This window comes from Bordetella genomosp. 12 (assembly GCF_002261355.1).
In the GTDB taxonomy this organism is placed as follows: domain Bacteria; phylum Pseudomonadota; class Gammaproteobacteria; order Burkholderiales; family Burkholderiaceae_B; genus Bordetella.
In genome coordinates this window covers 819284-831257 of record NZ_NEVU01000001.1, presented here as the reverse complement: position 1 = coordinate 831257, position 11974 = coordinate 819284, and the positions used below count along the sequence as shown (strand labels likewise).

Genomic DNA, 11974 nt, shown 5'->3' with positions numbered 1-11974 from the left:
CCATTGCGGATCTGCTTCCCGGTAATGGGAGACGGAGAGCGGGATCCATCACGTTGTTCTTCAAAGCCTGCTGCGCGCCCCGAAGCTGCACCCGAGCAGTTTGCATTCCACGGACGGCCGCTCGTCCTTACCGTTTACCGCGCGGCGCCTGGCGTTGCCGACCCTCGCCCCTTGATATTTGCCCAAGGCCAACCGTCGCCATGAAGATCCACGTCCTGCTCGCCGATGATCATCCCGCCCTGCTTTCCGGCATCAAGCACGAATTGCAGGCCGTCGCCACGCTCAAGGTCGAGGGTCTGGCGCGCGACTCGGGGCAATTGATCGCGCTGCTCGATACCGTGCCCTGTGACGTGCTGGTGACCGACTACGCCATGCCGGGCGGCGCTTACGGCGATGGGATCTCCTTTGTTTCCTATTTGCGCCGCAACTACCCCGGCACGAAAATCATTGTCTTCACCACGCTGGACAGCCCGGCCATCGTGCAGGAGCTGTTCAAGCTCGGCGTGCATTCAGTCATCGGCAAGTCGATGGAGATCCGCTATCTGATCTCCGCCATCCACGCCGTCTATGCGGGCGCGAACTACTTCCCGACCAGCAATCCGTCACAGATGGGCGACAGCCGCAACCAGCCCGCACGATCCGGCCCCGATCTGACCAAACGCGAACTCGAAGTCGTGCGCCTGTTCACCTCGGGGCAATCCATCAACGAAATCGCGGCACACCTGAACCGCTCCAAGCAAACCATCAGCAGCCAGAAGTCCAGCGCCATGCGCAAGCTGGGCATCGAGCGCGATGCGGACCTCTTCCGCTTTGCCTTCGAAACCGGCCTCGTGGCCGCGGCGGAAAAGCCGCCGCCCGACCCGGATACCGGTTGATCAGGGGCTCGTCCGGCTGCCGTACGCGTCGACTTTGCGCACATAGGCGTCAACCTCCATCGGCCGGTCCAGCCCGTAGCCCTGCCCGGTCAGGCAACCCAGGTCCTGCGCATACCGTGCCTGCTCGGCGGTCTCTATCCCCTCGGCCACCACCGACGCACCGATCACCCGCCCCAGCTCCAGCGCGGCCGACACCACGGCGCGCGACGCCGCGTCAAACGGCAAGCGCTGCACGAACACGCGGTCGATCTTGATCTCGTCAAACGGCAGCAGCACCAGACGCTCCAGGCTCGAAGAGCCGGTGCCGAAGTCATCCATGCTGATCCCGAACCCCCGCGCCCGCAGCCGCAGCAGCCCCGTTTTCACCGCCGCCATATCGGCGATCAGGCCACGCTCGGTCACTTCGATGTTCAGCAGGCCGGCCGACAGCCCCCGGTCACGCACCCGCGCATCCAGGCTGTTGACCACCCCCGGCATGGCGAGCGTCGCCACCGAGGCATTGACCGATAACCGCGTATAAATCCCGGCCCCGACCAGCTGCAATTGCAGGGCGATGGCGCGTTCGGTCACGAAATGGAACAGCATCGGCCCCAATGACAGACGCGCGACGTCGCGCAGCATGTCTTCGACCGGAATGTCGCCCAGCGCCGGCTGCCGCCAGCGGATGAGCGCTTCGGCGCCGACGATCCGGCCAGTCGACAACTCCTTTTGCGGCTGCAACACGATGCGCGCCTGCCCGGTGTCGGCACCGGCCAGCGCGGCCACCAACTGCTCGTCGCGCTCGCTCATGACCTCGGCCGGCAGCTCCACCGCGCGCGGGGCCGACGTCAGGCAGCGCAACACCGCCTGCGACACGTCCTCGTCGGGCGCCGCCGTGCGTATCCGCACCCCCTGCTCCTGCCACAGCGCCGCGAACGGGTCGAGCGCGCAAGCCGGCATATCGCTGATCCACAGCACCTTGGGCAGGCGCTGCGCCTGACGGGCCTGGCGCAACATGCGCGACGGCACCCACAGGCCTTCGCTGCGGCCATCCGTGACATCGCAGACGATCACATCCACGCCCCCGCCACGCACCCAGTTCATCAGCACATCCAGATCCGGACAGTGGTGCAGCGCGGCCACGGCATCATGAGCGCGCACGCGCTGCCACACCGCATCAAGCGCGCGCTGCCGCCCCAGCACGACCACGACCGCTCCGCCGGCAAACGCGGGTACAGATTTCACGAGTGCGTTGTCCATGATGAAGGTCCCACGGGTTGCAATAAGGGCGCCACGGACGACCCAGACGCGAGCGCGCAGGCGCGCGCGCCATCGCGCCCGGGTCGGGCGTCAGGGTTTCAGGAAGGCCGGCGTGCGCGGCGACAGAACAAGTATGGGCGGCGCCCTGGGGGCCAACAATCGGACTAGTACCAAAAATGCAGCGCGGCCCGGATCGTGCGCATCGCTAGTCCTCGTTGCTGCCGCTTACGCTCAGCAGGCCGGTTTCATAGGCGAATTTGAACAACTCGACGTCCCGCTCTATTCCCAGCTTGCGCATGGCGCTGGCCTTCTGCGAGCTCACCGTCTGCTTGCTGCGATTGAAACGGCTCGCGATTTCGCTGACCGACACCCCGGAGACATAGAGGCGGATCACCTCCGCTTCGCGCCGCGACAGCTTTCTTTGCGCAGCAGCGTCCATCGCCCCGCCACTGATGGCGGCGGGTCTGAACTTGGGCGACAGATATGTCGCCCCCGCATAGACCGCATGGATGGCCGAGATCATGTGATCGATCACATCGGCCTTGCTCAGCACGGCGTTGGCGCCGGTTCTGACCACCTCGGCCACGACGGCGCGATTCTCTATCGTCGTGAACACAATGATTTTCAGATCCGGATAGCGCCTGCGCAGCGATGAGACCATCTTCATCCCATCGCCAAAGTCACCGCCCGGCATCACATAATCCGTCACCAGCAAATCGCAGGGATAACGTTCGAGCAGCGCGAATATCTCGGTGGAATTGCTGGCCGTGCCGAGCACGGAAATGGTGCGAAACTGCGTGAGTTCGTACTTCAGACCCGCGATGAGCGTAGGGTGGTCATCCGCGAGAATTAAAGAAATTGTCATCGTGCATTGCCTTTTTTTGCCATGTCCGGCACGAGAGATGACAACTGTAATTCCGCGCCCCGGGCCGCCCTCTCGTACTTGTTCGCATCCTGACGAGAAAGCGGCCGTACTAGTACGAAAAAACGCCGAGGACGGGCGCGCGGCGTGCCGTGCTTTACGAAACAGGGCAAAAACCGGGGCGGGCCGCGCCGCGGCACCCCCACGCGCGCTGATGCCGCCAAGCAACGTTTACTCACAACTCTTTGCGGAAATCCCCGCTTCTGCGATAATTGATATTCATTCCCATTTAGATCATGGATGTCGGGGACGGCATCGCAGACCAGATCGTGCCCGATCCCTCCTCTTCTCACGTCGAAGTCCTCTATGGCGAGCATCACGGATGGTTGCTCGGGTGGCTGCGCCGCAAGCTCGGCAACTCCTTCGACGCAGCGGATCTCGCGCACGACACCTTTGTGCGCGTGCTCCGGGCGCGCGATCGCGACGCCATCCGTGAACCCCGCAGCTACCTGACCACCATCGCCCACGGCCTGGTCGTCAGCCACTGGCGCCACCAGGCCGTCGAGCGCGCCTGGCTGCAGGCCTTGGCCGCCCAACCCGAAGCCACGGTGTACTCCCTCGAACAGCGCGCGCTGATTCTCGAAACCCTCGAAGACATCGCCAGCCTGCTCGATGGCCTGCCCGCGCGGGTCAGCAGCATCTTTCTGCTGTCCCAGATCGAGGGGCTGACCTACCCGCAGATCGCCCAGCAACTGGGCGTCAGCGTCAACGTCGTGCAAAAGGCCATGGTGCGCGCCATGGCCCAGTGCTACAAAACGCTCTACGCGCAGGGCTGAAGCTGGCCATGGATGAAAGCGTTCGCGCTCGCCTGCTCGCCGCCGGGCCAGACCACGAGATCCCCGTCCCGCTCGACGCGCACGCGCGGCCCATTCCCGACCCTGTCATCGAGCAGGCCGTGACGTGGTACGCCCAGCTGGCCTCCGGCGTCGCCACCGACCAGGACCGCGCGGCCTTCGCCCGCTGGCGCGACGCCCAGCCCGATCATGCCCTGGCCTGGGCGCGCCTGCAGAACATGGGGCAGCGCCTGCAGGACAGCAAGGCCCGCGTGGCCCCGGCCGTAACGCAGGCCACATTGACGCGGCTGGCGGCGCTGTCCAACCGCCGCCAGGCCCTTAAACGGCTGGCATGGATGGGCGCGGCCGGCGCCGGCCTTTACCTGGCCCAGGATCAATGGGCCTGGCGCAGCCAGCTCGCCGCGGCCCTGGCCGATGAGCACACCGCCGTCGGCCAACGCCGCCATCTGATGCTCGCCGACGGCACGCGTCTGTCGCTCAATACCGACACCGCCGTCGATATCCGCTTCAACGCCCACCAGCGCCGCATCGTGCTGCGCAACGGCGAAATCCTCGTGTCCACCGGCAAAGACCGCATGCACCGGCCACTCGTCGTCATCACGGACGACGGCGAACTCGTGCCCATGGGCACCCGCTTTACCGTCCGCCGCGATGCCGATGACAGCGGCCCGGCGGTCACGCGCCTGGCCGTCACCGAAGGCGCGGTCGAAGTCCGCCCCGCTGCCGCCGCGGCCGCCCAGCGCATCCACGCCGGGCAGCAAGTCAGCTTCACTCGGGAGGCCATCGATACGCCCATGGCGGTCCAGCCCGAACGGCTGGCGTGGATACAAGACGCGTTCGCGGCCGAGAGCATGCGTCTGCAAGCGTTTCTTGCCGAACTCAGCCGCTACCGCACGGGCCGGCTGCGCTGCGCGCCGGCGGTGGCCGACCTGCGCATCACCGGCGTCTGGCCCCTGGACGGGCCGCAGGCCACCGAGCGTATCCTGGACGCACTGGAGCGGCGCCTGCCCGTGCGCGTGCAGCGTTACACCCGCTACTGGATCACGGTCGCCGGCCGCTGATCCGCCGCCGCTTCCCCGGCCTGCCGTCGCCGTTACAACTTAAACCGGCAGTTTTTTCCCGCTCTCGCGGCTTACCTCTTGGAAGCCCGCGAGATACATCGTCTTTCCCCTCTCAGGTGCTCCCCTAACCCACCCCGCATCGCATAGAGGAATCCGCATCATGGTCGCCAGCCGGGCCCCATCGCCCCATCTCTCGGTCTCCCGCCTTCAGCGCGCGCGCGCGTCGCTCCCGCGCCGCCCCCGGCTGCCGGCCCTGACACCGTTCGCCCGCACGCTGCTATGGGCCGCCGCGGCAGCCCCGCTCGGCTTGGCGCCCCAGGCGGCCCTCGCGCAGCCCGCGACCGCCCCCGCCCAAGCCTGGCAAGACTTCGACATCCCAGCCGGCTCGCTGGACCAGGCCCTGGTGCGCTTCGGCCAACAATCCGGCGCGGCGCTGTCAGTCGACGCCCGCATCACCGCCGGCCTGAGCACCGCTGGCCTGCGCGGGCGCTACAGCCGGGACGACGCCCTGGCGCGTCTGCTCGACGGCACCGGCATGCAAGCCGTGCGCGACGCCACGGGCGAATACACCTTGCGCCCACGGCCCGAGGCCGCCGCAGGCGGCGCGGCGACATTGCCGGCCATCGCCGTCACCGGCAACAACACCGAAGCCGAGCGGCTGAACCCACCGACGACCGTGGGCTCCAAAACACCGCTGGCCCAGCGCGAGATCCCGCAATCGGTCAACGTCATTACCCAGGCACAGATCCAGGCGCAGAACCTGAGCACCATCGCCGACGTCGTGGATCGCTCGCCCGGCGTGACCGTCATCCGGGGCCTGCCTACCCCCTTTCTCGGCTCCCAGGCCTACTCCCGGGGGTGGCAGATCACGAACTACAACGTCGACGGGATTCCCACCACCATCGACCTGATGCCCCAACAGAACTCGGCCCTGTATGACCGCGTCGAAGTGCTGCATGGCGCGGCCGGGCTGTATGGCGGCCTGGGCGGCGCGGGCGGCACCATCAACGTCGTCCACAAGCAGCCCGGCAAAGACTTCGCCCTGAACAGCTCCGCCAGCATCGGCACCCACGACACCTACATCGGGCAGATCGACGCGACCGGGCCGCTCAACGAAGCCGGCACCCTGCGCGGCCGGGGCGTGGTCTCCTGGCAGCGGCTCGGCTATGACAACGGCACCTTCGACAAAGGCACGTCGGTGTACGGCATCCTCGAGGCCGACATCGCGCCGCGCACCCTCGTGCAACTGGGTGCGAGCTATGAAGCCGACAGCGGCCGGCCGGACACCGGCTTTCCGAACGAAGAGGGCGGCAAACTCAGCCAACCTTCGCGCTCGAATTCCTCCTTTTATCCGCCGTGGCAGCGCTACACGAACGACGTCGCCACCGTCTTCGCCAACATCAGCCACCGGCTGGAAAATGACTGGACGCTCAAGCTGGCGGGCCACTACTCCGATACCCGCACGCTGAATCACAACACCTGGGCCGCCAGCGCGATGGACCCCGCCACCCAGACCTTCCTCGCCTGGGCGGCCTACTCGCCCTACAGCCGTCACGAGCAGGCCTATGACCTCTACGCGGACGGCCCCTTCACCCTGTTTCAGCGCAAGCACCACCTGACCATCGGCGCCAACTACTACAAACTGGACCTGAAGAGCGACCTGAATGAACCGTGGGACATCTTCACCACCTCATTCGCGACCTCCTATCTCATGCCGGGCTTCGACTGGCAGACCACCGGCGGCGGCGTCTATGAAGACCGGCAAAGGCAAACGGCGGAAAACTATGGCGTCTACGCCAACGCCAGATTCAGCCTGGCCGACCCGCTCACCCTGGTGCTGGGCGGCAGAATGGCCTGGTACAAAGACTCCACGACTAACGACTACAACAACAATGGCGCGTTCTCGAGCGCCTCGACCGGCTACGGTTATCACAACAAGCTCACGCCGTTTGCCGGCCTCATCTACGACATCGACAAAACCTACTCCGCGTATCTGAGCTACTCCACCGTCTTCACGCCCAGAAACGTCACCGACAAAACGGGCAACCTCATGAAACCCCTGGAGGGCCGCCAGTACGAACTGGGCATCAAGGGCGAATACTTCGAAGGCAAGCTCAATGCCTCGGCCGCCATCTTCCGCGGCACCCAGAAAAACCGCATCGTCCAGGACCCCACGGACCACAACTACTACGTCCCCGCCGGGTCGGCACGCGTGCAGGGCGCCGAAATCATGGCCTCCGGCCAGCTCACGGACAGCCTGACCCTCTCGGGTGGCTACACCTACCTGAACACCCAGGTCTTTGACGACAACGCGTCCAACAGCAACTTCAGCCAGTACACCCCCAAGCACATGTTCAAACTCTGGGCCAACTACCGCCTGCCGGGCAGCCTGGAGCAATGGAGTGTGGGCGGCGGAGTGACCGCGGTCAGCGCCACGGGATTTCAGGATTGGCGGCAAGGCGGCTACGCCATCACCAGCGCGGCCATCGGCTACAAGGTCGACCGCAACGTACAGCTCTCGCTGTCGGTCACCAACCTCTTCGATCGTTATTACTACGACTACGTGGGCTCGGGCTACAACCACCTCGGGCCCGGCCGCAACGCCATGCTGACCGTCCGCGCCACCTACTGACGCCCGCCCCCGTCGGCGCTGCCCCTGCGCCCGCGAGGGGGCCGCGCCCTCGTTCCCCGCGCGAACCTGCCCGCGGCGTGGCTGGACAATCGACCGTGATCTGCGATAATGAGAAAAATTCCCATCATCATTACGACAATCAGGTTGGCCGTCGCCGCGCAGCGGTCCCAGACCGCCACCGGGAATTCACCCCCTTGGCATCGCCCGCCCCGTGCTCGAGCGCTACTACCGCGAACTGCTGAATTTCTGCGCCCGCACGGTCAAAAGCCGCGATGCGGCGACCGATGTCGTGCAGGAAAGCTACGCCCGCGTCCTGGCGATCCAGCAGTCCGGCCAACCCATCCCCGAACCTCGTGCGCTGCTGCATCAAACGGCGCGCCGCCTGATGATCGATCAGCATCGGCGCAATGAAGTCCGCGACCACGACGACATCGACAGCGACGCGCACACCGAGGCGCTGGCCTCGCCCCGCCATCAGCAACCGGACGCGGTGTACGAATACCGCCAGCACGCCGAAGCCATCCTGGCCACCATCGACGCCCTGCCGGCACGCTGCCGCGAAGCCTTTGTCCTGAACCGGTTCGAAGGCCTGTCGCACCAGGAAATCGCCGAGCGCATGGGAATCTCCAAAAACATGGTGGCGCAGCACATCATTCGCGCCGTGCTGGCGTGCAAAGCCTGCGAAGACCGGCTCAAGAACTAGTACCCTGACGCCATGACCCTGCATTCATCCGTGAACGACCGCCCCGCCTCCTCGTCCTCGGCCGCCCTGGCCAACGACGAGGCGCGCGAGTTCGCCACGTTTGCACAGAGTCAGGATGCACTGACGCTCATGGCGGCGAGCTGGCAGGTTCGCCGCCAGGATGGCCTGAGCGCCGGTGAAGAAGCCGAATTCCAACAATGGCTGGCCGAGGCGCCCGCCCACCAGGCCGCCTTCGATCAGCTGGACACCGTCTGGCGCCGGCTGGCCAGCTTGCCGGCCGCCGACGTCAGCCGCCTGGGCGCCGCCCCGCGCCCGACGCCTGCCGCGCCCGCTCGACCGGCCCGCCGCGCCGCGCGAGCCGGCGCCAGCCGACTTTTCTCCGGCATGGCCGCGGCCGGCGTAGCCCTGGCCGTCGCCGGCGCCGCCTGGATAGGCTGGCATCAATGGCTCAACCCCTGGGGCTACGCCCACACCTATGTCACCGCGCGCGGCCAGCAATTGGAGGTCCGCCTGCCTGATGGCAGTACCCTGCAACTGGACACCGCGACCCGCGCCGACGTACGGCTCACGCCGCAACGACGCGAAGTGCTGCTGCCGGAAGGCCAGGCCCTGTTCCAGGTGCAACCCGACGCCGGCCGTCCCTTCGACGTGCTGGCCGGCCCCCTGCGCATTACCGTCGTGGGCACCCGTTTCTCCGTGCGCAACACCCAGACGGGGCTCGACGCCGGCAGCGTCAACGTCGTCGTCGAAGAAGGCCGCGTGCGCGTCGCGCCCGCTCTGGCCACCGGCGCGACCCCGCCCGGCGCCGTGGAGCTGACGGCGGGCCAATCCATCCGGGCGGATGCCGCGGGTCACCTGGGCCCCGTCACGGCGCAGGCTCCCGGCGGCCTGATGCCATGGCGCGAACACCGCGCCAACTTTGAAAGCACCCCCTTGGCCCTGGCATTGGCCGAATTCGAACGCTATGCCGCGACCGGCCTGACCATCGACGACCCTAACGTCGCCGCCCTGCGCGTGAACGGCAGCTTCGACCTGCGCCAGGCCGGGGCCTTCGCCAAGGCCTTGCCCCAGGTCTTGCCGGTGCGCCTGGTCAAACGCCAAGGCAGCACCGAGATCGTTTCCGCCCCATAGCGGGCAGCGGGCCGCTGCGGGGCGGCCCCGCCTCACACTGACCCGCAATCCCCGGCTCCCCAAAAAGCATTCAAGAAATTTGTAAATCGACCTCAACTGTTTCGACGCTGGTGCGTCTTCATGGGTAGTGATTCTTATTGTGACTACCGTTGCGGAGATTGCGTTGATGTTGCCCCCGAGCCTGCCCCCTCTTTCCCTGGTCATTGCCCTCGCACTGGGCACGACCGCCCTCGCCGCCACGGAGCCGGCCGCCGCCCAGACCGCGCCGGCCGAAACCCCGGTCGAGATCTCCCTGCCCGCCCAAGCGCTGGGCAGCGCGCTGAACGAACTGGCCCGCCAAGCCCATCTGCAATTGCTGGTGCATCCCGACCTGGTGGCGGCCAAGACGGCCCCGGCGCTGTCGGGCAAATTCACCGCCCGCCAGGCGCTGACCCAATTGCTCGCCGGCAGCGGACTGGAAGCGCACCTCGACGGCAACATCGCCATCATCAAAGCCGCGCCCTCGGGCGCGGGCGCCACCACCCTGCCAGCGGTGGCGGTCACGGGAGACTTTCAGGAGACCGCATCCGGCCATGTGGAGGGCTACGTGGCCCGCCTCAGCGCCACCGGCACCAAAACCGACACCCCCATCGTCGAAACGCCCCAATCCATCTCGGTGATCACGGCCGATCGCATGGAGGCCCTGGGCGCCACGCGCGTCACCGACGCCCTGACCTACACCCCGGGCGTCAAAGCCTTCGACAGCTTCGACACCCGCTACGACTGGCTCTCCATCCGGGGCTTTGACGCCTACTCGCCAGGCTTCTACCTGGATGGCATGCAATTGCGCAACAACGCCGGCTACTCGGTCTGGCGCACCGAAACCTACGGCGCCGAACGCATCGAAGTCCTGCGCGGCCCGGCCTCCGTGCTCTACGGCCAGAACTCGCCGGGCGGCATGGTCAACATCGTGAGCAAACGGCCGACCGAAGAACCGCTGCACGAACTGCAGGCCCAGATCGGCAACCACTCGCGCCGCCAGATCGCGGGCGACTTCTCCGGCCCCGTGGACGAAGACGGCAAAGTGCTCTACCGCCTGACGGCGCTGGGGCTGGACAGCAACACCCAGGTCGACCACGTCAAAGACGATCGCTACTACATCGCGCCGGCCATCACGCTGAAACCCTCCAGCGACACCACCCTGACGCTGCTCAGCCACTACTTCCGCATCGACGCCGGCAACTCTTACGGCTTCCTGCCGCCCGACGCCACGCTTCTGTCCAACCCCAACGGCCGCATCCCCACTTCGACCTTCGTGGGCGAACCGGACTTCGACCGCTTCAATCAAACCCAATGGTCAGTGGGCTACCTCTTCGAGCACCGCCTCAACGACGCCCTCACCGTCCGCCAGAACGCCCGCTTCAGCAAGATCGAGACCGACTACCGCCAGGTTTATCAAGGCGGCTTCATCACCACCAACCCCAACAACCCCAAGGATCCGGCCAACTACCGCGAAGTCGAACGCTACGTATTCGGCAGCCCGGAAAACGGCCGCGTCTTCACGATCGACAACCAAGTGCAGGCCAAACTGGGCTCGGCCGACTGGCAGCACACCCTGCTCCTGGGCCTGGACTACCAGCACGGCGACTACAAACAACGCAGCTACTTTGGGGCCGCGCCGTCGCTGGACATCTACGCGCCGGTCTATGGCCAGGCCATCACCATCCCGGATGCCTACATCGACGCACATACCCGGCTGGCGCAGACCGGCTTCTACCTGCAAGACCAGATCAAATGGCGCGAAAACTGGGTCGCCACACTGGGCGGGCGCTACGACACCGCCAAAGTCAAATCGCACAGCTACCTCGACGGCAGCAACGTCAACCAGACGGACAACAAATTCAGCGGCCGGGCCGGCCTGGTCTACCTCGCGCCCAACGGACTGGCGCCCTACGTCAGCTACGCCGACTCCTTCTCGCCCACCACGACCATCGACCCCTCCACCAGCCGCCCCTTCAAACCCGAAACCGGCGCGCAGTATGAAATCGGCCTGCGCTACCAGCCGCCCGGCACGCGCGACATGTACAGCGCCGCGATCTTCGACCTGCGCCGCAAAAACGTCATCACCTTCGGCCAGGGCTTCGTCCCCATGCAAACAGGCGAAGTCCGCGTGCGCGGTGTGGAACTCGAGGCAAACTTCCGCCCGCTCCCCAACATCAACACCATCCTCGCCTACACCTGGACCCCGGAAGCCAAAGTCACCGCCAGCAGCGACCCCGACCAGATCGGCAAACAACTGGTCGCCACCCCGCGCAACCAGATCTCCTTCTGGACCGACTACCGCTTCAGCAACGGCCTGAAAGCCGGCGCGGGCGTGCGCTTCGTGGGATCCACGCACGGCGCCAACGAAACCGCGCCCGCCAAGATCCCCTCCTATACCCTGTTCGACGCCATGCTGAGCTACGGCTACCAACACTGGACGCTCGCACTGAACGTGCGCAACCTCACCGACCGCACCTACATCGGCCGCAACTGCGACGCCTACAGCTGCGGATATGGCGAACGCCGAACCGTCATCATGACCGCGGCCTATCGCTGGTAACGCCGCCCGCGCGGCGGGGCCTGAGCATGCGCGACA

The 11974-nt window shown here is 66.3% G+C and carries 9 protein-coding genes; 7 read left to right on the top strand and 2 right to left on the bottom strand.

What is annotated here, in order from left to right; translation table 11 throughout:
- The first annotated feature begins 200 nt into the window (after positions 1-200).
- A complete protein-coding gene (locus CAL22_RS03925) occupies positions 201-875 on the top strand; it encodes a response regulator transcription factor (protein ID WP_094810533.1) in 675 nt (224 codons plus the stop codon).
- Here CAL22_RS03925 and CAL22_RS03920 read toward each other — a convergent pair whose 3' ends face one another.
- Both CAL22_RS03920 and CAL22_RS03915 read right to left on the bottom strand, forming a co-directional pair.
- Entirely contained in the window at positions 876-2099 is a 1224-nt protein-coding gene (locus CAL22_RS03920; protein WP_167383546.1) for an EAL domain-containing protein, read from the bottom strand.
- Between the two features lie 220 nt (positions 2100-2319).
- Positions 2320-2979 (bottom strand): response regulator transcription factor, encoded by a 660-nt coding sequence (locus CAL22_RS03915; RefSeq protein WP_094810529.1) that lies wholly within the window; start codon positions 2977-2979, stop codon positions 2320-2322.
- A gap of 293 nt (positions 2980-3272) precedes the next feature.
- Between CAL22_RS03915 and CAL22_RS03910 the strand changes: the two genes are divergently transcribed.
- The 6 genes from CAL22_RS03910 (at position 3273) to CAL22_RS03885 (ending at position 11938) form a co-directional block, all read left to right on the top strand.
- Entirely contained in the window at positions 3273-3812 is a 540-nt protein-coding gene (locus tag CAL22_RS03910; RefSeq protein ID WP_094810527.1) for a sigma-70 family RNA polymerase sigma factor, read from the top strand.
- 8 nt (positions 3813-3820) lie between these two features.
- Positions 3821-4891, top strand: a complete 1071-nt coding sequence (locus CAL22_RS03905) for a FecR domain-containing protein (protein WP_094810525.1) — start codon at positions 3821-3823, stop codon at positions 4889-4891.
- A 160-nt stretch (positions 4892-5051) separates the two neighbouring features.
- Entirely contained in the window at positions 5052-7523 is a 2472-nt protein-coding gene (locus CAL22_RS03900) for a TonB-dependent siderophore receptor (protein ID WP_094810523.1), read from the top strand.
- Between the two features lie 211 nt (positions 7524-7734).
- On the top strand, positions 7735-8226 hold the full coding sequence (locus CAL22_RS03895) for a sigma-70 family RNA polymerase sigma factor (protein WP_094810521.1): 492 nt from the start codon (positions 7735-7737) through the stop codon (positions 8224-8226).
- A 30-nt stretch (positions 8227-8256) separates the two neighbouring features.
- Complete coding sequence (locus CAL22_RS03890) at positions 8257-9357, top strand: FecR family protein (RefSeq protein ID WP_244193774.1); 1101 nt, start codon at positions 8257-8259, stop codon at positions 9355-9357.
- A 166-nt stretch (positions 9358-9523) separates the two neighbouring features.
- Positions 9524-11938 (top strand): TonB-dependent siderophore receptor, encoded by a 2415-nt coding sequence (locus CAL22_RS03885; RefSeq protein ID WP_094810519.1) that lies wholly within the window; start codon positions 9524-9526, stop codon positions 11936-11938.
- The last annotated feature ends 36 nt before the right edge of the window (positions 11939-11974 follow it).

Excerpts from the sequence above, each read along its gene's own strand:
- CAL22_RS03915 (WP_094810529.1), bottom strand. The coding sequence starts at position 2,979 with ATGACAATTTCTTTAATTCTCGCGGATGACCACCCTACGCTCATCGCG.
- CAL22_RS03925 (WP_094810533.1), top strand. The coding sequence starts at position 201 with ATGAAGATCCACGTCCTGCTCGCCGATGATCATCCCGCCCTGCTTTCC.
- CAL22_RS03910 (WP_094810527.1), top strand. The coding sequence starts at position 3,273 with ATGGATGTCGGGGACGGCATCGCAGACCAGATCGTGCCCGATCCCTCC.
- CAL22_RS03900 (WP_094810523.1), top strand. The coding sequence starts at position 5,052 with ATGGTCGCCAGCCGGGCCCCATCGCCCCATCTCTCGGTCTCCCGCCTT.
- CAL22_RS03885 (WP_094810519.1), top strand. The coding sequence starts at position 9,524 with ATGTTGCCCCCGAGCCTGCCCCCTCTTTCCCTGGTCATTGCCCTCGCA.
- CAL22_RS03905 (WP_094810525.1), top strand. The coding sequence starts at position 3,821 with ATGGATGAAAGCGTTCGCGCTCGCCTGCTCGCCGCCGGGCCAGACCAC.